At 68.4% G+C, this 20,644-nt stretch carries 20 protein-coding genes; 15 read left to right on the top strand and 5 right to left on the bottom strand.

From position 1 onward, the window contains the following. Window positions 1-20: 20 nt before the first annotated feature. The 4 genes from QNJ67_18230 to QNJ67_18245 form a co-directional block, all read right to left on the bottom strand. A complete protein-coding gene (locus QNJ67_18230; GenBank protein MDJ0610918.1) occupies window positions 21-209 on the bottom strand; it encodes a hypothetical protein in 189 nt (62 codons plus the stop codon). 393 nt (window positions 210-602) lie between these two features. Then, window positions 603-2,018, bottom strand: a complete 1,416-nt coding sequence (locus QNJ67_18235) for a PucC family protein (GenBank protein ID MDJ0610919.1) — start codon at window positions 2,016-2,018, stop codon at window positions 603-605. Window positions 2,019-2,171: 153 nt separating this feature from the next. After that, complete coding sequence (locus QNJ67_18240; protein MDJ0610920.1) at window positions 2,172-2,519, bottom strand: light-harvesting protein; 348 nt, start codon at window positions 2,517-2,519, stop codon at window positions 2,172-2,174. A 12-nt stretch (window positions 2,520-2,531) separates the two neighbouring features. Beyond that, window positions 2,532-2,687 carry a light-harvesting protein gene (locus QNJ67_18245; GenBank protein ID MDJ0610921.1) on the bottom strand — a complete coding sequence of 52 codons (156 nt, stop codon included), beginning with the start codon at window positions 2,685-2,687 and terminating at the stop codon, window positions 2,532-2,534. A 428-nt stretch (window positions 2,688-3,115) separates the two neighbouring features. Here QNJ67_18245 and QNJ67_18250 point away from each other — a divergent pair, with 428 nt between their 5' ends. From QNJ67_18250 to hemA, 14 genes are all read left to right on the top strand, one after another. After that, window positions 3,116-3,757, top strand: coding sequence for a hypothetical protein (locus tag QNJ67_18250; protein MDJ0610922.1), 642 nt, complete (start codon window positions 3,116-3,118; stop codon window positions 3,755-3,757). A 367-nt stretch (window positions 3,758-4,124) separates the two neighbouring features. Further along, window positions 4,125-5,405 carry a ferredoxin:protochlorophyllide reductase (ATP-dependent) subunit N gene (locus tag QNJ67_18255; protein ID MDJ0610923.1) on the top strand — a complete coding sequence of 427 codons (1,281 nt, stop codon included), beginning with the start codon at window positions 4,125-4,127 and terminating at the stop codon, window positions 5,403-5,405. Window positions 5,406-5,408: 3 nt separating this feature from the next. Continuing rightward, window positions 5,409-6,950, top strand: a complete 1,542-nt coding sequence (gene bchB, locus QNJ67_18260; protein MDJ0610924.1) for a ferredoxin:protochlorophyllide reductase (ATP-dependent) subunit B — start codon at window positions 5,409-5,411, stop codon at window positions 6,948-6,950. Beyond that, complete coding sequence (locus QNJ67_18265) at window positions 6,925-10,629, top strand: magnesium chelatase subunit H (protein ID MDJ0610925.1); 3,705 nt, start codon at window positions 6,925-6,927, stop codon at window positions 10,627-10,629. Before bchB ends, QNJ67_18265 begins: the two co-directional genes overlap by 26 nt. Next, complete coding sequence (bchL, locus tag QNJ67_18270; GenBank protein MDJ0610926.1) at window positions 10,626-11,537, top strand: ferredoxin:protochlorophyllide reductase (ATP-dependent) iron-sulfur ATP-binding protein; 912 nt, start codon at window positions 10,626-10,628, stop codon at window positions 11,535-11,537. Before QNJ67_18265 ends, bchL begins: the two co-directional genes overlap by 4 nt. A 14-nt stretch (window positions 11,538-11,551) precedes the next feature. Then, entirely contained in the window at window positions 11,552-12,265 is a 714-nt protein-coding gene (bchM, locus tag QNJ67_18275; protein ID MDJ0610927.1) for a magnesium protoporphyrin IX methyltransferase, read from the top strand. After that, complete coding sequence (locus QNJ67_18280; GenBank protein MDJ0610928.1) at window positions 12,262-13,710, top strand: BCD family MFS transporter; 1,449 nt, start codon at window positions 12,262-12,264, stop codon at window positions 13,708-13,710. Before bchM ends, QNJ67_18280 begins: the two co-directional genes overlap by 4 nt. Window positions 13,711-13,731: 21 nt before the next feature. Further along, window positions 13,732-14,520, top strand: coding sequence for a photosynthetic reaction center subunit H (gene puhA / locus QNJ67_18285; GenBank protein ID MDJ0610929.1), 789 nt, complete (start codon window positions 13,732-13,734; stop codon window positions 14,518-14,520). Continuing rightward, window positions 14,517-15,206, top strand: a complete 690-nt coding sequence (puhB, locus tag QNJ67_18290; GenBank protein ID MDJ0610930.1) for a photosynthetic complex putative assembly protein PuhB — start codon at window positions 14,517-14,519, stop codon at window positions 15,204-15,206. Before puhA ends, puhB begins: the two co-directional genes overlap by 4 nt. Window positions 15,207-15,222: 16 nt before the next feature. Continuing rightward, window positions 15,223-15,678, top strand: a complete 456-nt coding sequence (gene puhC / locus QNJ67_18295) for a photosynthetic complex assembly protein PuhC (protein ID MDJ0610931.1) — start codon at window positions 15,223-15,225, stop codon at window positions 15,676-15,678. After that, window positions 15,675-15,959: a hypothetical protein gene (locus QNJ67_18300; GenBank protein ID MDJ0610932.1), complete on the top strand. Its 285-nt coding sequence runs from the start codon at window positions 15,675-15,677 to the stop codon at window positions 15,957-15,959. Before puhC ends, QNJ67_18300 begins: the two co-directional genes overlap by 4 nt. Further along, window positions 15,956-17,023, top strand: a complete 1,068-nt coding sequence (gene acsF, locus QNJ67_18305; GenBank protein ID MDJ0610933.1) for a magnesium-protoporphyrin IX monomethyl ester (oxidative) cyclase — start codon at window positions 15,956-15,958, stop codon at window positions 17,021-17,023. The genes QNJ67_18300 and acsF overlap by 4 nt, the downstream gene beginning before the upstream one ends. Before the next feature lie 12 nt (window positions 17,024-17,035). After that, window positions 17,036-17,908 (top strand): putative photosynthetic complex assembly protein PuhE, encoded by an 873-nt coding sequence (gene puhE / locus QNJ67_18310; GenBank protein ID MDJ0610934.1) that lies wholly within the window; start codon window positions 17,036-17,038, stop codon window positions 17,906-17,908. Further along, entirely contained in the window at window positions 17,905-19,122 is a 1,218-nt protein-coding gene (gene hemA, locus QNJ67_18315) for a 5-aminolevulinate synthase (GenBank protein MDJ0610935.1), read from the top strand. The genes puhE and hemA overlap by 4 nt, the downstream gene beginning before the upstream one ends. Window positions 19,123-19,259: 137 nt before the next feature. Here the strand turns inward: hemA and QNJ67_18320 are convergent, their stop codons facing one another. Next, window positions 19,260-19,775 carry a hypothetical protein gene (locus QNJ67_18320; GenBank protein ID MDJ0610936.1) on the bottom strand — a complete coding sequence of 172 codons (516 nt, stop codon included), beginning with the start codon at window positions 19,773-19,775 and terminating at the stop codon, window positions 19,260-19,262. Window positions 19,776-20,101: 326 nt separating this feature from the next. Here QNJ67_18320 and QNJ67_18325 point away from each other — a divergent pair. Continuing rightward, window positions 20,102-20,644 (top strand): homocysteine S-methyltransferase family protein (locus tag QNJ67_18325; protein ID MDJ0610937.1); only part of this gene is annotated, 543 nt, incomplete at its 3' end.

Below are 20,644 nucleotides of genomic sequence, written 5' to 3' on the forward strand. Positions count from 1 at the left end.
GGGACCGTTCCGCCCCTGCTTCAGCGCGAAAGGGAGCCTTGCCGTGTTTCGGCATCCTGCCGTCCGCGCATGTAGTGCCGTTCCGGCCGATAGACCTGGAACAGCCCTCGCCAAGAGCCGAAGAGCCTGCGGCGCAGCCGCTGGCCGAAGGGACGGCGGGGTTGTCCGGCACCGCCGTGCGTGTTCTCGGGGCTGGGTTCCTCAGTCATCGGTCTCTGCTTTCTGGCTGTCCGTTACCCAAGTGATCCAACTATCTCTCTATACGTCTGCCCGATGTTCCTCATCCGCCGACGGCTTAAGCCGCCAGCACGGATCACGGGCCAGATGGCCGATGTGATCAGCCGAGACACTTGGCACCCGGTGAAAAGGCTGCATGAGCGACGAGGAACCGGAGCGTTTCGTCAGGCACAGCAGGCGGGATACCGGCATGGCCATCGCGGCGCAGCGCAGGGAGAGATCCTGACCGAAACAGCGGGCTGCAGCCGGGCCGGGAAAGGCGCGAGTGCTTCACCGGGGCGATCGTGTCCAGCACCCAGGTTTGGGGAGGAGAATGGGACGCTCCGGGGCGAGTTATCGAACCGGGGTGGTCTTCTCTAGATTTCTCAAAGCCGGCCGTGGGCCCGGGGCAGGGGGCGCCGCCCGGGCTCCTGCTTCTGCAGCATGGGCGTGAGGACGGCCAGGGCCAGCGCCAAGAAGAGCAGCTCGAGGGCGAAGACCGCGACGTAGGGCGTGGCCGGGCCGACCAGGCGGCCGATCGGCAGCTCGACGAGGACGTCGCGAAGGATACCGCCGAAGGCCACGGCGATGCCCGCGGCCGTGGCCTGTACGGCGCCCCAGGCGCCGAGCGCGAGGCCGATCTGCTCCTTGGGCGCCAGGCGCATGGTCGCGGTCAGGGTGCCGTGGCCGAACAGACCGGCGCCGAAGCCGGCCAGGATCACGCCGATCACGAGATAGAGCGGGGCGCCGCCCGGCGCGGCGTAGATGATCGCGGCGAAGGCCGGGACGCCCGCCAGGGCGCCGAACCAGGCCATGGTCAGCGGGTCCATGCCGCGCCCGAGCACCCGGGAGGCGAGCGCGAAACCGAGCAGGCCGCCAGCGGCGAGGATCGCCGTCAGCTTGGTCGTCTCGGAGACCGTGAGGTGAAGGATCTCGCCGCCGTAGGGCTCGAGGATGACGTCGGCCATGCCGAAGCCCATGGTGCCCAGGCCGATCACGACCAGGCGCCGCACCGCGTCCTTTCCGGCGGTGAAGGCGCGCCACGACTCGAGGAACTGCGGCTGAGGCGCCATCGACTGGGCCCGCCGGCGGTCGCGGGTCTCCTGCTTCCAGATCGCCACGACGTTGAGAACGACGGTCACGACGGCCGCGCCCTGGACGACCTGGATAAGCCGGCCCGGGGTGTAGTCGACCAGCAGCGCGCCGAACACCAGCGCGCTCACGATCATGCCGAGCAGCAGCATGACGTACATCAGGCCGACCACCTTCGGCTGGCTCTCCGGCGGGGCCAGGTCCGTCGCCAGCGCCAGGCCGACGGTCTGCACCATGTGGGCGCCGGCGCCGACCAGGAGAAAGGCGAGCGCCGCCGCGCTGGGGCCGACCCAATAGGGCGCGTCGACCGCCTCGCCGTAGCCCGAGAGCACCAGCAGCGCGAAGGGCATCACGGCGAAACCGCCGAACTGATACATCGTGCCCTTCCAGATGTAGGGCACGCGGCGCCAGCCGAGCGCCGACTTGTGCGTGTCCGACTTGAAGCCGATCAGGGCCCGGAACGGCGCGAAGACCAGGGGCAGGGAGATCATGATGCCGACCAGCGCCGCCGAGACCTGGAGTTCGACGATCATGACCCGGTTCAAGGTGCCGACCAGCAGCACCAGGGCCATGCCCACGGTGACCTGGAACAGCGACAGCCGCAGCAGGCGCGACAGGGTCAGATCGCCCGACGCCGCGTCGGCGAACGGCAGATAGCGCGGCGCCAGGGCCGCAATCTTGCGTATCGCGTAGGCTCGAAATGGAATCATGGGCGCCCACCCCCAGCTTTACCTGCCCCCCGGCCCGGTCAGAGCCGGCGCGGGGCGATGGAATGCGCCAATCAATCGAGAAGGAATAGAGGTCGCGACCGCGAGGTCCCGACCCTATTCCCCGAATCCCCCTCTTAACGTGTTCGGGGGATTCTAGTTTGGTGCAGTAGGCGGCTTCTCGACCCTCGCCGTTTCGAGGGCCGGTTCCTCTATCACAAGCCTCGCCCGGCGGCCGTCGGGCAGGACCACGGTGGCCCCGTCCTTCAAGTCGCCGAACTGGACTTGCGATGTCTGAACCCCGCTCGCCTTCTCGGCCAGATTCGTCGGCGACTCGATCGCCGCCGAGCTGCCGAGCGGGCGCCCGGAGAGGAAGTCATCCACCCAGGTCGTGTTGCTCAACACCGCGACGTGCACGGCGAAGGAGCCCACGGCCACGGCCCCCAGGAAGATGGGGATGCCGACGGTAGGATTCACAACAAGCCACATTCTCCCGTTGTTCATCTTCGACCTCCTCTAACCGAGCCACGGTGTCGTGAACGCCACGAGAATGTGGGCCAGCAACGCGATGAAGCCGAAGACACGGGTACCGTCGATGAGGTAGCTGTGCACCTCTTCCGACTCTGCAACAGTGAGGCCTGTCGGCCACACCTTATCCGGATCGTATTCCATTCTTTCCAATCCTTTGTGCCCGTTGCGAGATCACTCCGAGACGCTGCACACGGACAATGCCAAGAGCGCCTCGATGACGCCGAGCCGGCAGCTGACGCTGATGGCACGACGCCATCCCACATGCTGTCATATTCACTTGACATACACAATTGTAAATTTTTTTGGACAGTTTTCGGCGCCTCCCGCGCCCAGGCCGAACCGCGAAAAACACAGGCGCGCTAGGTGCTTATCGCCGTCCACCGGCGCCCACCGCCGCGGAATCGTGCTCGTCCGACCCCCGGCCCCCGTGTTGACAAGCCGCGGGAAGGGCGACAATGATCGCAGTCCCGGAGCCCGAATCCCGGTGCAGGCGGTCGCTTTGGTGGCGATTCGAGAGACTCGCCCGCACGGTTGGAACGCCGGCTCCGGTCGACCTGCTGGAGGTTCTCATGACGACGATCATCACCCGACTCTACGAATCCAAGACCACCGCGGCGGAGGTCGTGGCCGCGTTGCGCGCGGCCAAGTACAGCACGCGCGACCTCGATGTGATCGACGTCGCCGACCAGACGGAAGGCGCGCGCGACCGCGACTCCGTGCAGGCGGCAATCCGGAACGCGGGCGTTCATCGCAAGGCTGCCGCGGCCTACGCCGATCACGTTAACGCCGGCAAGGCCTTGGTCGTGGTCCGCGCGCCCTTCACCCGGGCCCAGGAGGCGCTGGGCGTGCTGAGCGGCTTCAGAAGCGTGGATGCCGGTGTCGAGAACACCGAGGTTTACTCTTGCGAGGCCGACGTCTCGGACGCCTGGTTCACGTGGCCGAGGCCGAGCCCCGGGTTGATCATCTCCGACAGCAAACTCTTCACCGGCGGTCTCATGCCGCCGGCCAAGACCAAGTCCGCCACGCCCTTCTCCTCGATGTTCGCCATGCCGAAATCCACGTCCTGGCGTTTTTCGTCGATGTTCGGGATGCGGCTGCTCTCGCCGGGCCGGAAGACCGGAGCGGGCCGAGTGAGCGGAACCATCACCTCTGGGTTCATGCCCTTGCTGTGGCGCCGCGGCTGGCGGTCGCGGGCGCGCGCCAGGTCGTAGCGCCGCCGCCGCGGTGAACGCCATGGCCCGTTTCGGCGGGCCTGGTCTCTCCTGACTTCTTTGTAATTTCGATGCCGGTTGCGCCGCGTTGAGCCCGCGGCACGTCCGGCATCGCCGTTTTCGGCTGCCGCGCGTTTTTCAGGGCGCCGGCCGCGGCCCGGGTAAGTACGGCGGGCAAATGTAAAGTTTAATTGACGTCTATATCAATTGACACCTTCGCGGCAGCTAGCGTAGAGTCCGCCTCTATGGGTAGAGGCAAAGGAATGCGCGCCTTGAGCAAGGCGACAACAGCAAGCCAAACAGCGCAGCCTTCCGATCGGCCGTTCCGCCGCGCCGCGAAGCGGGCGCCTCGAGGGGAGGACGCGCGATGAACGCCATCACTCAGCTGGCCCCGAATTCACGAAGCGGCTGCTCGGACCGGCCGGTGCTGCGGGAGAGGGGGCAGCGCGAGGTCTTCTGCGGCCTGACAGGGATCGTCTGGCTGCACCGCAAAATCCAGGATGCCTTCTTCCTCGTGGTCGGGTCTCGCACCTGCGCCCACCTGATCCAGTCGGCCGCCGGCGTCATGATCTTCGCCGAGCCGCGCTTCGCCACGGCGATCATCGACGAGCGGGACCTGGCCGGACTGGCCGATGCAAACGAGGAACTCGACCGCGTGGTCGCCCAGCTGCTCGCGCGGCGCCCCGACATCAAGACGCTTTTCCTGGTGGGATCGTGCCCTTCGGAGGTGATCAAGCTCGATCTCTCCCGGGCGGCCCAACGCCTGACGCAGAAGTACCTGCCGGGCGTCCGGGTGCTGAACTACTCGGGCAGCGGCATCGAGACCACCTTCACCCAGGGCGAGGACGCCTGCCTCGCCGCCCTGGTGCCCGAGCTGCCGGCTAACGACGAGCCTTCCCTGCTGGTCGTCGGCACCCTGGCCGACGTGGTCGAGGACCAGTTCCACCGCCTGTTCCGGGACATGGGGCTGAGCAAGGTCGCCTTCCTGCCGGCGCGCCGCAGCACGGAGCTGCCCGCGGTCGGGCCCGGGACCCGTTATCTGCTGGCTCAGCCTTTCCTGGCCGATACCGCGCGGATGCTGGAGGAGCGGGGCGCGCGGCGCCTCGCGGCGCCCTTCCCGCTGGGCGCGGAGGGCACCACCCTCTGGCTCAAGGCGGCCGCCGAGGCTTTCGGAGTCGACGAGCGGGTCTTCGAGCGGGTGGTCGGACCGGGACGCGAACGGGCGATTCGGTCCGTGGCGCGCTACCGCGACCGTCTGGCCGGCAAGCGGATCTTCTTCTTCCCCGATTCCCAGCTCGAGCCGCCGATCGCGCGCTTCCTGGCGCGCGAGCTGGACATGGCGCCGGTCGAGGTCGGGACCCCCTTCCTGCACCGTGAGCACCTGGCCGAAGAGCTGGCCCTGCTGCCGGCGGAAACCCGCCTGAGCGAGGGCCAGGACGTCGAACGACAGCTCGACCGCTGCGCCGCCGACCGGCCGGACCTAGTGGTCTGCGGCCTCGGCCTGGCCAATCCGCTCGAGGCCCAGGGGGTGACCACCAAGTGGTCGATCGAGCTCGTCTTCACACCGATCCAGGGCTACGAGCAGGCCGGCGATCTCGCCGAGCTGTTTCACCGGCCCCTGAACCGGCGCGCACGGCTGGAGGTCTAGGCCATGCACCTCACGGTCTGGACCTACGAAGGGCCGCCCCACGTCGGCGCGATGCGCGTCGCCACCGGGATGACCGGTCTGCACTACGTGCTGCACGCGCCCCAGGGCGACACCTACGCGGACCTGCTCTTCACCATGATCGAGCGGCGCCAGGAGCGCCCGCCGGTGACCTATACGACCTTCCAGGCGCGCGATCTGGGCGGCGACACCGCCGAGCTGTTCAAGAACGCCCTGGCCGAGGCCTACGAGCGCTTCCGGCCGCGCGCCATACTGGCGGGCGCGTCCTGCACCGCCGAGCTGATCCAGGATGATCCCGGAGGGCTCGCCCGGGCGCTCGGCCTGCCGGTGCCAGTCATTCCGCTTGAGCTGCCGTCCTATCAGCGCAAGGAGAACTGGGGCGCGGCCGAGACCTTCTACCAACTGGTCCGCGCGCTCGTCGATCCCGATGCGAAGCGCGGCGAGGGCGGGCGTCCTTCATGCAACCTGCTGGGGCCGACCGCGCTCGGCTTCCGGCACCGCGACGACGTCATCGAGGTGACCCGGCTGCTCGACCGCCTGGGCGTCGATGTCAACGTCGTGGCGCCGCTCGGCGCGGCGCCGGAAGACCTCGCCCGCCTCGGCGCCGCGGATTTCAATGTTGTCCTCTACCCGGAAACCGGGGACCTGGCGGCGCGCTGGCTCGAGCGCAACCTGGGCCAGCCCGCCGTGCGCACGGTGCCGATCGGGGTCGGCGCGACCCGCGACTTCATCGCCGAGGTGGCGGCCTTGGCGGCGGTCGATCCGGCGCCGATCCTGGCGGAAGCGGGATCCCGTCTGCCCTGGTACTCCCGCTCGGTCGACTCGACCTACCTGACCGGCAAGCGGGTCTTCATCTTCGGCGACGCGACCCACGCGATTGCCGCGGCGCGGATCGCGGATGAGGAGATGGGCTTCGAGGTGGTCGGCCTCGGCACCTACAGCCGCGAGCAGGCGCGCGACCTGCGCGAGGCCGCCCGGCGGCTCGGGTTGGAGGCGCTGGTCACCGACGACTACCTGGAGGTCGAGCAGGCGATCGAGGAGGCGAAGCCCGAGCTGGTGCTGGGCAGCCAGATGGAGCGCCACATCGCCAAGCGCCTGGGCATCGGCTGCGCCGTGATCTCGGCGCCGGTTCACGTGCAGGACTTCCCGGCGCGCTACGCCCCGCAGATGGGCTTCGAAGGCGCCAACGTCATCTTCGATACCTGGGTCCATCCCCTGATGATGGGCTTGGAAGAGCATCTGCTCGGCATGTTCCGCGAGGACTTCGAGTTCGCCGACGGTGCCACCCCCTCGCACCTGGGCCACGCCCCGGCGCCGGCCGCAACGGCCGCGCCCGCGCCGGCCGCCGCGGCGCCTGAGGATGCCGCGCTCGCCTGGGCGCCCGATGCCGAGAAGGAGCTCAAGAAGGTACCCTTCTTCGTGCGCGGCAAGGCGCGCGCCAACACCGAACGCTTCGCTGCCCAGCACGGCCTCCACACCATCACCGTCGAGACTCTCTACGATGCCAAAGCGCACTTCGGCCGCTAGCGCGACGCCCCTGCGCGTCGTCATCGTCACCCTCGACCGGCACCTCGCCGCGGCGGTGGAGCGCGCTCAGGCGACCCTGCGGCGCGACCTGCCGAAGCTTGAGCTCAGCCTGCACGCCGCCGCCGACTGGGACCAGGACCCGGATGCCTTGGCGCGCTGCCTGGAGGACATCGCCAGCGGCGACATCATCGTCGCCACCATGCTGTTCATGGAGAACCATATCCAGGCAGTGCTGCCGGCGCTCCAGGCGCGCCGCGACCACTGCGACGCCATGGTCGCCTGCATGTCGGCCGGCGAGGTGATCCGGCTGACCCGCCTGGGGCGCTTCGAGATGGGCGGCCCCCAGTCCGGCGCGATCAGCCTCCTGAAGCGCCTGCGCGGCTCGCGCAAGAATGCGAAGAGCAACGGCGCACGGCAGATGGCGATGCTGCGCCGGCTTCCGCGCATCCTGCGCTTCATCCCCGGCGCCGCCCAGGACCTGCGCGCCTACTTCCTGACCATGCAGTACTGGCTGGCCTGCAGCGACCGGAACCTGGTCAACATGGTCCGCTTCCTGGTCGACCGCTACGCCGCCGGCGCACGCGAGGCCCTGCGCGGCAGCCTGGCGCCGGAGTTGCCGGTCGAGTATCCCGACGCCGGTCTCTATCACCCGTCGCTCGACGGCGGGACCAGCGAGAACCTGGCCGACCTGCCGGCGCCCAAGGATTGCCGCGGCACGGTCGGCCTGATCCTGATGCGCTCCTACGTCCTGGCCGGCGACACCGGCCACTACGACGGAGTGATCGCGGCCCTCGAGAGCCGCGGTCTCCGGGTCCTTCCGATCTTCGCCTGCGGCCTCGACATTCGTCCGGTCGCGGAGAAGTTCTTCTTCGCCGGCGGCAAGCCACAGGTCGACGCGGTCGTGTCCCTGTCCGGCTTCTCCCTGGTCGGCGGTCCGGCCTACAACGACGCCAAAGCAGCCGAGGAACTGCTCGCGCGCCTGGATGTTCCCTGCATCTCGGCACAAGCGCTCGAGTTCCAGTCCCTCGACGATTGGCGTGCGTCGGACCTCGGCTTGCTGCCGGTGGAGTCGACCATGATGGTCGCCATTCCCGAGCTCGACGGCGCCACCGGGCCGATCGTCTACGGCGGCCGCACGGCGAGGGCGGACGGCACGCGGGCGATGACCGCCGATCCCGAGCGCGCCGCCATGCTTGCCGAGCGCGTCACCAAGCTGATCGCGCTGCGCCGCTGCCCCGCGGCCGAGCGCAAGCTGGCGGTCGTGATCTTCAACTTCCCGCCCAACGCCGGGGCGATCGGCACAGCGGCCCATCTCTCGGTCTTCGAATCGCTGCACAACACCCTGACCGCGCTCGACCGCGAGGGCTACACGGTCGAACTCCCGGACGACGCCGAGGCGCTGCGCGAGGCCCTTGTGGAGGGCAACGCGGCCCGCTTCGGCGCCGACGCCAACGTCCACGCCCGGATCGCCGTCGACGATCACGTCCGCCGCGAGCCCTGGCTCGCCGAGATCGAGGCCCAGTGGGGCTCGGCGCCGGGCCGGCAGCAGAGTGACGGCCGCGCGCTCTTCGTGCTGGGCGCCCAGTTCGGCAACGTCTTCGTCGGGATCCAGCCAAGCTTCGGCTACGAAGGCGATCCCATGCGCCTGCTGTTCGAGAAGGGCTTCGCCCCGACCCACGCCTTCTCCGCCTTCTACCGCTATATCCGCGAGGACCTCGGCGCGCACGCCGTGCTGCACTACGGCACCCACGGCGCGCTCGAGTTCATGCCGGGCAAGCAGGCGGGGCTCGCGGCCGACTGCTGGCCAGACCGCCTGATCGGCGATCTGCCGAACTTCTACCTCTACGCCGCCAACAACCCCTCCGAGGGTACGATCGCCAAGCGCCGGGCGGCGGCGACCCTGGTCAGCTACCTGACCCCGCCGGTGCAGCAGGCCGGCCTCTACAAGGACCTGCTCGACCTCAAGAGCTCGATCGACCGCTGGCGCGCCCTGCCGCCGGAGAAGGACGCCGAGCGCACCCGCCTGGCGGCCTTGATCCAGACACAGGCCGCGGCGCTCGATCTGGCGGCCGAGACACCGGCCTGGTCCGGGACGGCCGAAACGGAAGTCGCGGGCGTCGCCGACGCAGTCGTCGAGCTCGAGGAGACCCTGATTCCCCACGGGCTCCACGTGGTCGGCGGCACGCCGGACGAGTCCGAGCGGGCCGACTACCTGCGGGCGGTCGCCGACGCCTCCTTCGGCATCGTGCTGAACGAAGACGCGACCGCGGCGCTGCTGGCCGGAGAGGGGGCCGAGCGGGCCATGGCCGCGGGCGGTCTCGCCATCGAGGAGCAGGGGCTCGCCGCCTTCGAGCGTCTCGCCACGATGAACCGGGAGCTCTGCCAAGACAGCGAGACCTCCGCCCTGGTCAAGGCGCTCGGCGGCGGCTTCGTGCGCCCCGTGCCGGGTGGCGACCTGCTGCGCACGCCGGAGATTCTGCCGACCGGGCGCAACCTGCACGGCTTCGACCCCTTCCGCATTCCGAGCGCCTTCGCCATGGAAGACGGCGCCCGCCAGGCCGAGCGCCTGATCGCCCGACACAGGCAGGACGGCAACGGCTTTCCCGAGTCCACCGCGCTGGTGCTCTGGGGCAGCGACAACCTCAAGACCGAGGGCGGCCCGATCGGCCAGGCCCTCGCGCTGATCGGCGCCAAGCCCCGCTTCGACAGCTTCGGACGGCTTGCCGGCGCCGAGCTTATCGACCTCGACACGCTCGGCCGGCCGCGCATCGACGTGGTCATGACGCTGTCGGGGATCTTCCGCGACCTCCTGCCGCTGCAGACCCGGCTCCTGGCCGAGGCCGCCTTCCTCGCGGCCGGCGCGGACGAGCCGCTCGAGCGGAACTTCGTCCGCCGCAACGCGCTCGCCTACCAGAAGGAACGGGGCTGCGACCTGGAGACCGCCGCGCTCCGCGTCTTCAGCAACGCCGACGGCGCCTACGGCTCCAACGTCAACCACCTGATCGACAGCGGCCGCTGGGACGACGAGGACGACCTCAGCGCCATGTTCACCCGCCGCAAGTGCTTCGCCTACGGGCGCTCCGGCAAGGCGGTGCAGCGCGAGGACCTCTTGAAGGATATCCTGGGCCGGGTCGAGCTCGCTTATCAGAACCTGGAATCGGTCGAGGTCGGCGTCACCAGCATCGACCACTACTTCGATTCCCTGGGCGGCATCACCCGCGCCATTGGCCAGGCCCGCGGCGAAACCGTGCCGGTCTACATCAGCGACCAGACCCGCAGCAAAGGCACGGTCCGCACGCTCGGCGAGCAGGTCGCGATCGAGACGCGCACACGCACGCTGAACCCGGCCTGGTACGAGGGCATGCTTAAGCACGGCTACGAGGGCGTGCGCCAGATCGAGGCCCACGTCACCAACACCCTGGGCTGGTCGGCTACGACCGGTCAGGTCGCGCCCTGGGTCTATCGGCAGCTGACCGAGACCTTCGTGCTCGACGACGAGATGCGCGAGCGCCTCGCCTCGCTCAACGCCAAGGCCTCGGCGCGGGTCGCCAACCGCCTGCTCGAGGCTTGCGAGCGCAACTACTGGAACCCCGACGAGAGCACGCTCGAGGCGCTGCGCCAGGCCGGGGACGAGCTGGAAGACCGGCTCGAGGGAATCAAAGGAGAGGTCGCGGCATGAGACAGCAAATCGGTTCCCACACGCGCTCAGAGGCGCCCACGTCCCGCGAGGACGGCGAGGGCAGCGTGCAGGTCAGGCTGGACCCGCGGGTCCAGATCGACACCGCCAAGGTCTTCTCGGTCTACGGCAAGGGCGGGATCGGCAAGAGCACGACCTCGTCGAACCTCTCGGTCGCCTTCTCCAAGCTGGGCAAGCGGGTGCTGCAGATCGGCTGCGACCCCAAGCACGATTCCACCTTCACGCTGACAAAGCGCCTGGTGCCGACCGTGATCGACGCGCTCCAGGAGGTCGAGTTCCACGCCGAGGAGCTGCGCGTCGAGGACTTCGTCTACGAAGGCTACAACGGGGTCATGTGCGTCGAGGCGGGCGGCCCGCCCGCCGGCACCGGCTGCGGCGGCTACGTGGTCGGCCAGACGGTCAAACTGCTGAAAGAGCATCACCTGCTCGAGGACACCGACGTGGTGATCTTCGACGTGCTGGGCGACGTGGTCTGCGGCGGCTTCGCGGCGCCGCTGCAGCACGCCGAGCGCGCGCTCATCGTGACCGCCAACGACTTCGACTCGATCTTCGCCATGAACCGGATCGTCGCGGCGATCCGCGCCAAGTCGAAGAACTACCAGGTCCGGGTCGGCGGCGTCATCGCCAACCGCAGCGCGGCGACCGACGAGATCGACCGCTTCAACGACGCTGTCGGTCTCAGGACCCTGGCGCACTTCCAGGACCTCGACGAGATCCGGCGCAGCCGGCTCAAGAAGTCGACCCTGTTCGAGATGGACAGCACGCCGGGCCTGGAGGCGGTCAAGGAGGAGTACCTGCGCCTCGCCCAGACCCTCTGGGACGGCACGGAGCCGCTCGACGCGGAGCCCATGAAGGACCGCGAGATCTTCGATTTCCTCGGCTTCGATTGACGGGGGTCCGATCGATGCAGACGGTGACCTATCAGGAACGGCGCGGCGAGATCGAGGCCTACTTCGATCGGACCGCCGTCGACGCTTGGCGCAAGCTGACCTCGGACGCGCCGGTCGGGCGGATCCGCGCGACCGTGCGGGCCGGGCGGGACCGGATGCGCAATACCCTGCTGTCCTGGTTGCCGGAGGACCTCTCCGGGCGCCGCGTGCTGGACGCGGGCTGCGGTACCGGCGCCATGGCGGTGGCGCTGGCCGAGCGCGGCGCCGAAGTGGTGGCGGTGGACCTCTCTCCGACCCTGGTCGAGCTTGCCCGCGAACGGGCCGGCGCCGATGGTGCGAAGGTTGTGGGGCCGGGCCGCATCACCTTCGTCGCGGGCGACATGCTGGACCCGGACTTCGGCCGCTTCGACCACGTCGTCGCCATGGATTCGCTGATCCACTACGGCACCGCCGACCTGATCGGCATGATCGGACGCCTGTCGGAACGGGCCGAGCGGTCGCTGCTGTTCACCGTCGCGCCGCGGACGGCGCCGCTGGCGGCAATGCACGCGCTCGGCCGCGTCTTCCCGCGCGGTAACCGGGCCCCGGCCATCGTGCCGGTCGCGGAGACCCGGCTGTATCGGATGCTAGACGAGGCGCCGGTACTGGGCGGCTGGCGGCGCGGCTGGACCGAGCGGGTTCTGAGCGGCTTCTACATCTCCCATGCCCAGGAGCTGTATCGCTCATGACGCAGCCGATCAGGTCCATGACGGATTTCTGGATGCGGCTCGGCCCGCGCTACCTGCCGTTCGCCGATGCCGCCTCCGATGAGTTGCCGCTGGGCCGCCTGCTGCGTCTCTCCCTGTTCCAGGTCTCCGTCGGAATGGCCCTGGTGCTGCTCACGGGCACCCTGAACCGGGTCATGATCGTCGAGCTCTTCGTGCCGGCCTGGCTGGTCGCGCTGATGGTCTCGCTGCCCCTGGTCTTCGCGCCTTTCCGGGCCCTGATCGGCTTCAAGTCGGACAACTACCGCTCGTTCCTCGGCTGGCGGCGGGTGCCCTACATCTGGTGGGGCACGCTGCTGCAGTTCGGCGGCCTCGCGATCATGCCCTTCGCGCTCCTGGTCCTCTCGGGCGACGTGCGCGGCGGCTCGCCGGAATGGGCCGAGATCTGGGGCCAGGTCGGCGCGGCGGTCGCTTTTCTGATGGTCGGCGCGGGCATCCACACGACGCAGACCGCCGGCCTGGCGCTCGCCACCGATCTCGCCAAGCCCGACAACCGGCCGCGGGTCGTGGCCCTGCTCTACGTCATGCTGCTGCTCGGCATGGTGTTCAGCGCGATCGTGCTGGGCGCGCTGCTGCGCGATTTCAGCGCGCCGCGGCTGATCCAGGTGATCCAGGGCGCGGCGGTGCTCTGCGCGGTGCTCAACCTGGTGGCGCTGTGGAAGCAGGAGGCGCGTGATCCGGCCCGCACCGCCCACCACCTGCCGAGGCCGACCTTCCGGCAGTCCTGGCGCGCCTTTGTCGAGGGCGGGCGCTCGATCCGTCTTCTCGTGACCGTCGCCCTCGGAACGGCGGCCTTCACCATGCAGGACATCCTGCTGGAGCCCTACGGAGGCGAGATCTTGGGTCTTTCCGTGAGCGCGACCACCATGCTGACCGCGCTCCTTGCCGGCGGCACCCTGGTCGGCCTGGCGCTCGCCGCCCAGAAGCTGTCGCGCGGCCACGACCCGCACCGCCTGGCGGGCTACGGCGCCGTGGTCGGCGTCTTCGCCTTCTCCGCGATCATCTTCTCCGCTCCGATCGAGTCGCTCTTCCTGTTCCGGGCCGGCACCGCGCTGATCGGTTTCGGCGCCGGGCTCTTCGCGGTCGGCACAATGACCGCGGCGATGGCGCTGGCGAAGGGCGGCAACAGCGGCATGGCCCTGGGCGCCTGGGGCGCGGTCCACGCGACCGCGACCGGCGGCGCCATGGCGCTCGGCGGCGCGCTTCGCGACTTTGCCGGGGGGCTGGCCGAACGAGGCGCGCTCGGGCCCGCGTTGAGCGACGCCTCGGTCGGTTACTACGCCGTATATCACCTGGAAATCCTGCTGCTGTTCGCGGCCCTGGTTGCAATCGGCCCGCTGGTGCGCCCGCCCGGTGTCCCGGCGGACCGGCCCGGCGCGAAGTTCGGGATGATCGAGATCCCCGGCTAGCACGCATAGAGGAGGCACCTTATGGAGATCGGAGCAATCACGGGGTACGTGGACGTCGCGCAGGTCGTCCTCTACGTCTTTTGGGTCTTCTTCTTCGGCCTGGTCTACTATCTCCAGATCGAGAGCAAGCGCGAGGGCTATCCGCTCGAGACCGACCACCTGGATCCGGCCAAGCGCAAGAAGGTCACCGGCCTGACCTACCTGCCGAAGCCGAAGATCTTCCACCTGGCCGACGGCTCCAAGGTCATGGCCCCGGATCCGGCGAACGCCGACAGCCGCCAGCTCAAGGCCAGGGCCATCGGCAACAACGTCGACGGCTACGCGATCGAGCCGGACGGCGATCCCATGCTCGCGGAAGTCGGGCCCGGGTCCTATGCCGAACGCGCAGACACGCCGGACCAGACGGTCCACAACACGCCGAAGATCGTGCCGATGCGCGTGGCGACCGACTTCCATGTCGAGGAGCGCGATCCCGACCCCCGCGGCATGACCGTGATCGGCGCTGACCGGAAGCCCGCCGGCACCGTCACCGACGTCTGGGTCGACCGCGGCGAGTACATGATCCGGTTCCTCGAGATGACCGTCGCCGGAGAGACGCCGAAGCGCGCGCTGATCCCGATCAACCTGGCCCGGATCAGCCGCCGGACCGGCGAGGTCTACGTCGCCTCGCTGCTCTCGACCCAGTTCGGGAAGATTCCCGGGCTGGCGAACCCCGACCAGGTGACCCGCCTGGAAGAGGAGAAGATCTACGGCTACTTCGGCGCCGGCACGCTCTACCAGACGCCGCGGACCGCGGAGCCCCTGCTATGAGCAAGCACGTGAGCGACCACGAAGAGCTCGAATTCGAGCCGATCGAGGGCCTGCCGGAACGTCCGCCGCCCGGCGAGGAGATCCTCTGGCAGGGCAAGCCGCGCTGGTCAGGGATCGCGCAGCGCGTGTTCCACGTCCGCAAGGTGCTGATCTATTTCTCGATCCTGATCACCTGGCAGGGCTTCGCGGCCTTGTGGGAAGGCGAGGGGGCGAAGGCCGCGGTCTTCGCGATGCTGGGCGTGCTGCCCTACGCCCTGGTCGGTCTCGCCATCCTGGCCGGCCTCGCTTACTGCTACGCGCGGACCACGGTCTACACCATCACCAGCAAGCGGGTCGTCATGCGCTTCGGCGTCGCCTTGCCGATGTGCGTCAACTTCCCCTTCCAAAAAATCGAGAGCGCCGCGCTCAGGCTCTGCTCCGACGGCACCGGCGACGTCCCGCTGACGCTGCGCGGGCCAGACAAGATCGCCTTCCTGATCCTGTGGCCGCTGGCCCGGCCCGGCCACTACCGAAACCCGCAACCGATGCTGCGCGGCTTGGCGGACGCACGGGAGGCCGCCGGCATCCTGGCCGAGGCGCTCAAGGCGGAGCACGGCGGCGGCGTGGTGCACGCGCTCGCGGGGGACGCCGAAGAGCGGCCGTCGGTGGCGGAAGCCGAGCCGGCGCTCGCGATGTCGGCCCGATAAGGCGGGGGATCGCTCCATGGCCCATCACCACGAGCTGAAGGTCCCACGCAGTGTCCTGGTCGGGGTCGCGGCTCTGCTGGTCTTCACGATCGTCTTCGTGGCGCTCGCGCGCCAGGGGCTGGTCGGACGGGCCGACCTGCCGCCGGACGCGCCGGTCGCCGCGCGCGATCTCGTCTTTCTCGACCGCAGCGACGGCGGCGTTGCGGTCCTGGCGGCCGCGACCGGCGAGACCGTCGAGGTCCTGGCGCCGGGCACCAACGGCTTCCTGCGGGGCGTGCTGCGCGGGCTGGCACGCGAGCGGCGTCAGCACGGCCTGGGTATGGAGCAGCCCTTTCGCCTGCTGAAGCAGGGCGACGGCCGGCTGACCCTGCACGATCTGGCAACCGGCCGCCGCATCGAGCTGATTTCGTTCGGCGTGACCAACGCCAAGGCATTCGCGCGTTTTCTGAACGACCAGGAGAGCAGCTCATGACCCGGGAATTCGACGTCGGCTGCACGATCGATATCGAGAACAGCTTCGAGAGCTTCCACGCCCACGTCGAGCTCGACGGCGATCTCGAGATCCGGCCCGGCGACAAGGTCCGCGTCCACGGCGACGCGGTGGTCGTGCCCTACGGCGAGAAGCTCCAGCTGCGCCGCACCGCGACGGTCCGCCGTGCCTACGCGGCGGAACGGGCCTGGGCCCGCCTGTCCGGCAATCTTGAATGTTTCGACTTGTTTGAGGTCAGTTTCACCTCGGGGAGGACGCTATGACCATTGAAACCCTGTCGGTCACCTCGAACGACACCATGGCCCAGGCCCAGGAGAACACAGTCCTGAGCCCGCGCTTCTACACCACGGACTTCGACGCCCTCGACCGGCTCGACGTGACGCCGGTGCGCGCCGAGTGGGACCAGCTGATCGCCGAGATGCGCGACGATCCCAACAAGGGGCACTTCAAGCGCGATGAAAACTGGGACAAGGTGAGCCTGGAGGACCTGCCCGAGGGCCTGCGCAAGGAGTTCGTCGACTTCCTGGTCAGTTCGCTGACCGCCGAGTTCTCCGGCTGCATCCTCTACGCGGAGATGAAGAAGCGCGGCACCAACCCGGACATCTGCGAGCTGTTCAAGCTGATGAGCCGCGACGAGGCCCGCCACGCCGGCTTCATCAACGACGCGCTGAAGGAATTCGGCATCGGGGTCGACCTGGGCTTCCTGACCAAGACCAAGAAGTACCACTACTTCAAGCCGAAGTTCATTTTCTATGCGACCTATCTCTCCGAGAAGATCGGCTACGCCCGCTACATCAGCATCTACCGGCAGCTGGAGCGGCATCCCGAGCTGCGGTTCCATCCGATCTTCAAGTGGTTCGAGAAGTGGTGCAACGACGAGTTCCGCCACGGCGAGGCCTTCGCGCTCCTGATGCGCGCCAATCCCCACCTGCTGCGCGGCCACAACAAGCTCTGGGTGCGCTTCTTCCTGCTCGCGGTCTTCGCCACCATGTACGTGCGCGACCACGCCCGGCCCGAGTTTCACAAGGCGCTGGGCCTGGACCCGACGGCCTACGACTACCAGGTCTTCCGCATCACCTCGGAGATCTCCCAGCAGGTCTTTCCGCTGACCCTCGATCTGGACGACCCGCGGTTCCGCGCCGGCTTGGAGCGTCTGCGGCGCATCAACGAGGGCATCGCGCGGGCGGGCGCGCGCAAGGGCCTCGTCGGGCGCGTCAAGATGATGGGCCTGGGCCTGGCGGCCGCCGCGACCTTCGCGCGGCTCTACTTCCTGCCGGCAAAGAGCAACGCCCTGCCGCGGCAGAGCCGCCTGCAGCCGGCTTGGTAGTTCGAGGAAGTGATGGCGGCCACCGTTCTTCCAGCCCTCGTAGCGCTCTTCGTCTGGTGGTTCAGCACCGGCATCGTGCTGCTGTTGAACCGGCTGCCGAAGCGCAATCACGGCCGCAGCACGCTGGCCGCCACCGCCCTGGCCGTGGCCGCCGCGGCCGTGCTCTACGCGACCGCTGGCGGGACCGACCCCGCATCCGCCTACTGGGGCTTTCTCGCCGCCATCGTGCTCTGGGGCTGGCACGAGCTTACTTTCCTGCAGGGCCAGATCACCGGACCGCGCAAGATCGCCTGCCCGGCGGACGCCGGCCTGGGCCGGCGCTTCGTCATGGCGGCGCGGACGCTGCTCTATCACGAGCTGGCGATCCTGGCGACGCTCGCTCTGGTCTTCCTCTTGACCCAAGGCGCGCCGAACCAGGTCGGCTTCTGGACGTTCCTGGTGCTCTTCGCCATGCGGCTCAGCGCCAAGCTCAACATCTTCCTCGGCGTGCCGTCGCTGTCGGAGGAGATGCTGCCCCAGGAGCTCGACTTCCTGAAGAGCTACTTCGGACGGCGCCCGATCAACGGGCTGTTCCCGGTTTCGATCACGGTCGCGACCCTGGTCGGCGCCTATGTGTTCCATCTCGCCCTGGCGCCCGACGCCGGCGACTTCGCGGCCACCGGCTACATGCTGGTCGGCTCGCTGATCGTGCTCGGCACGGTCGAGCACTGGCTGCTGGTGCTGCCCCTGCCGGACGCCGCCCTGTGGCGCTGGGCGCTGAGCCGGGGTGAGGCGAAGGTGCAGCCGGAGAACCGCGGCTATCGGGCCGTGCGGCACGACAAGACGAACGAGTTAGGCGGCGCGCCCTTGCCGGCCGCCGTTCCAGGTGAAGGGAGGATCCCATGAACTACCAGGACTACTTCAAGGATCGTTTGGCCGGGCTGCGCGACGAGGGGCGCTACCGTGTCTTCGCCAATCTGGAGCGGCATACCGGCGCCTTTCCCCGCGCCACCCACCGCCCTGGCTGCGGCGCCACCAACCCGGTCACGGTCTGGTGCTCCAACGACTACCTGGGCATGGGGCAGAACCGAAGCGTTCTCGACGCCATGCACGAGGCGCTCGAGCGCTGCGGCGCCGGCGCCGGCGGCACGCGCAACATCTCTGGCACGAACCATTACCACGTGCTGCTGGAGCAGGAGCTGGCCGACCTCCACGGCAAGGAATCGGCCCTGCTGTTCACCTCCGGCTACGTCTCCAACTGGGCCGCACTCGGCACTCTGGCCTCGCAGATCCCCGACTGCGTGGTGCTGTCCGACGCGCTGAACCACGCCTCGATGATCGAGGGCATCCGCCACAGCCGGGCCGAGAAGCGGATCTTCGCCCATAACGACGTCGAGGACCTCGACCGCAAGCTCGCCGATCTCGACCCGGAGCGGCCCAAGCTGGTCGCTTTCGAATCGGTCTACTCCATGGACGGCGACATCGCGCCGATCGCCGAGATCTGCGACGTCGCCGAGGCGCACGGCGCCATGACATATCTGGACGAGGTGCATGCGGTCGGCATGTATGGTCCGCGCGGGGGCGGCATCGCCGAGCGGGAAGGGCTGATGGACCGACTGACGGTGATCGAGGGGACGCTCGGCAAGGCGTTCGGCGTGGTCGGCGGCTATATCGCCGCCTCGACCGAGCTCTGCGACTTCGTGCGCAGCTTCTCCTCGGGCTTCATCTTCACCACAGCCCTTCCGCCGGCGGTCGCCGCCGGCGCGCGCGCCAGCATCCGCTATCTCAAGCAGAGCAGTCTCGAGCGCGACCTGCAGAAGGTTCGGGTCGCCGCGCTGCGCCGCAAGCTGGACGGCGCCGGCATCCCCCACATGCGCAACCCCAGCCACATCGTGCCGGTCATGGTCGGCGATCCCGTGCTTTGCAAGGAGATCAGCGACCGCCTGATGGCGGAGTTCGGGATGTACGTGCAGCCGATCAACTACCCGACAGTGCCGCGCGGCACGGAGCGGCTGCGCTTCACGCCCTCGCCGCTGCACGGCGAGGAGGACATCACCGCGCTGGTCGCGGCGCTGTCCGAGATCTGGTCGTCGCTCGGCCTGAAGACCGTGGCCGCCTAGAGCAGATCCGAGTTTGGTTGAGTCGCTATAAGCGATTCAACCAAACCGGTGAATCTGCTCTAACAAAGTCGATTTCGGACGAGGTCACGTGTTTGGCCCGGAACCGCGAACCGTTCCCGGGCCAAACATGATCCGATCTAGCGTGCCAAGAGCTCAGCACACTGATCGGGTGTCAACTTGCGACGCTTGGCTTCGGCAACATAGTCAAGCCAAGCCTCGCTGCTTTCCCAATCCGCCGTTCCTGCCTGCCTCGTCAGCGCAGAATTGCAGATCTCGAAATCGGTCGGGTATTTTGCCACTGGCTCGTCCGCGACCTCTGATCTTATCTCTTGAACAAGCTGACGGACGCGCCCGCACGGCAGGCGGACGAAGTCGTACCCTTCCATCGCAACGCGGGTGCCACGGCGCGCCGTCTTGAACCTCTCGAGATGGCCGAAACGGGACTGCAGCCACTGGTCGTCCTCTCGATAGCCGCAGCGCTCGGAATAGGCAGCCAACTCGCCCAGTATTTGCCAAGGTTCGTCCTCGTTCGCTTCGCTTCGTTGAAGTGCCCCGGTAAAGGTGGCGACGCTTAGAAGGAGAGCACAGCAAGAGTTCAGGGCGAAATGGCGCATTCGAGATGAGCAACCGCCGCAAAATCTCCTGCCGGCCATCACGCGCAATCCCTCCCGGAAGATGAGCGCAGGTTTCTAGGGCCGATGGACGTCGAGTGAGACAGCTTACCCAGTTTTCCACTTCAACTGGATCAGCCTCCTATCTTTTCTTCCGCCTGTCCAGAAAGCCTAGGCCGTGCATGTTTCCGCAACCAAAGTCGATCCACCAAGGGCGACCCCGATAGAGTGCTGACCCGACCCGGGCCTTGGACGGCAAGCCCGCGGTGACTGGGGTCGCGCTCCCTCTCGATAAGTCCGTGCTTTCGGGCGCTTACCACCTCGCTTATCGTGCCTGCTTGAGCACTGCTGGCGGCGGGGAGTCGAAGGTGGGCCGATACGATCGATTGATGGCGCGGATCGCGAAGGGCGAAAGGATCCTGATCGATGGCGCGACGGGCACGGAAATCGAGCGGCGCGGCGTGCCGCAGCTGGAGAACGCCTGGAACGGCGGCGGCGCGCTTAGCCATCCGGATGTCCTGCGCTCGGTGCACGAAGACTACATCCGCGAGGGCGCCGAGATCGTCATCGCGAACACCTTCGCTACGCACCCGCACGCCTTGCGCGACGCCGGTGTCGAGGATCGCTTCGAGGCGCTCAACCGCCGCGGCGTGGAGTTGGCGATCGAGGCGCGCGAGCGCATGCAGGCGCTCGACGTTCTGGTCGCCGGTGGGCTCTCCTACTGGTCCTGGGCGGGCAACTGGTCGGCGCCCGAGGACCTGCGGGGCGGCGCCGAGGAACAGGCTTCGATCATGGCCGAGGCGGGCGCCGACCTGCTGATGCTGGAAATGATGGTCGATATCGACAGCCTGCTGGTCACGCTCGAGGCCAGCCAGGCGAGCGGCCTGCCGGTCTGGGTCGGCCTGTCCTGC

This window comes from Kiloniellales bacterium (assembly GCA_030064845.1).
Taxonomy (GTDB): Bacteria; Pseudomonadota; Alphaproteobacteria; order Kiloniellales; family JAKSDN01; genus JASJEC01.

Coding starts and splice junctions, on each gene's coding strand:
- QNJ67_18230 (MDJ0610918.1), bottom strand. CDS start 209: ATGACTGAGGAACCCAGCCCCGAGAACACGCACGGCGGTGCCGGACAA.
- QNJ67_18235 (MDJ0610919.1), bottom strand. CDS start 2,018: ATGATTCCATTTCGAGCCTACGCGATACGCAAGATTGCGGCCCTGGCG.
- QNJ67_18240 (MDJ0610920.1), bottom strand. CDS start 2,519: ATGAACAACGGGAGAATGTGGCTTGTTGTGAATCCTACCGTCGGCATC.
- QNJ67_18245 (MDJ0610921.1), bottom strand. CDS start 2,687: ATGGAATACGATCCGGATAAGGTGTGGCCGACAGGCCTCACTGTTGCA.
- QNJ67_18250 (MDJ0610922.1), top strand. CDS start 3,116: ATGACGACGATCATCACCCGACTCTACGAATCCAAGACCACCGCGGCG.
- QNJ67_18255 (MDJ0610923.1), top strand. CDS start 4,125: ATGAACGCCATCACTCAGCTGGCCCCGAATTCACGAAGCGGCTGCTCG.
- bchB (MDJ0610924.1), top strand. CDS start 5,409: ATGCACCTCACGGTCTGGACCTACGAAGGGCCGCCCCACGTCGGCGCG.
- QNJ67_18265 (MDJ0610925.1), top strand. CDS start 6,925: ATGCCAAAGCGCACTTCGGCCGCTAGCGCGACGCCCCTGCGCGTCGTC.
- bchL (MDJ0610926.1), top strand. CDS start 10,626: ATGAGACAGCAAATCGGTTCCCACACGCGCTCAGAGGCGCCCACGTCC.
- bchM (MDJ0610927.1), top strand. CDS start 11,552: ATGCAGACGGTGACCTATCAGGAACGGCGCGGCGAGATCGAGGCCTAC.
- QNJ67_18280 (MDJ0610928.1), top strand. CDS start 12,262: ATGACGCAGCCGATCAGGTCCATGACGGATTTCTGGATGCGGCTCGGC.
- puhA (MDJ0610929.1), top strand. CDS start 13,732: ATGGAGATCGGAGCAATCACGGGGTACGTGGACGTCGCGCAGGTCGTC.
- puhB (MDJ0610930.1), top strand. CDS start 14,517: ATGAGCAAGCACGTGAGCGACCACGAAGAGCTCGAATTCGAGCCGATC.
- puhC (MDJ0610931.1), top strand. CDS start 15,223: ATGGCCCATCACCACGAGCTGAAGGTCCCACGCAGTGTCCTGGTCGGG.
- QNJ67_18300 (MDJ0610932.1), top strand. CDS start 15,675: ATGACCCGGGAATTCGACGTCGGCTGCACGATCGATATCGAGAACAGC.
- acsF (MDJ0610933.1), top strand. CDS start 15,956: ATGACCATTGAAACCCTGTCGGTCACCTCGAACGACACCATGGCCCAG.
- puhE (MDJ0610934.1), top strand. CDS start 17,036: ATGGCGGCCACCGTTCTTCCAGCCCTCGTAGCGCTCTTCGTCTGGTGG.
- hemA (MDJ0610935.1), top strand. CDS start 17,905: ATGAACTACCAGGACTACTTCAAGGATCGTTTGGCCGGGCTGCGCGAC.
- QNJ67_18320 (MDJ0610936.1), bottom strand. CDS start 19,775: ATGGCCGGCAGGAGATTTTGCGGCGGTTGCTCATCTCGAATGCGCCAT.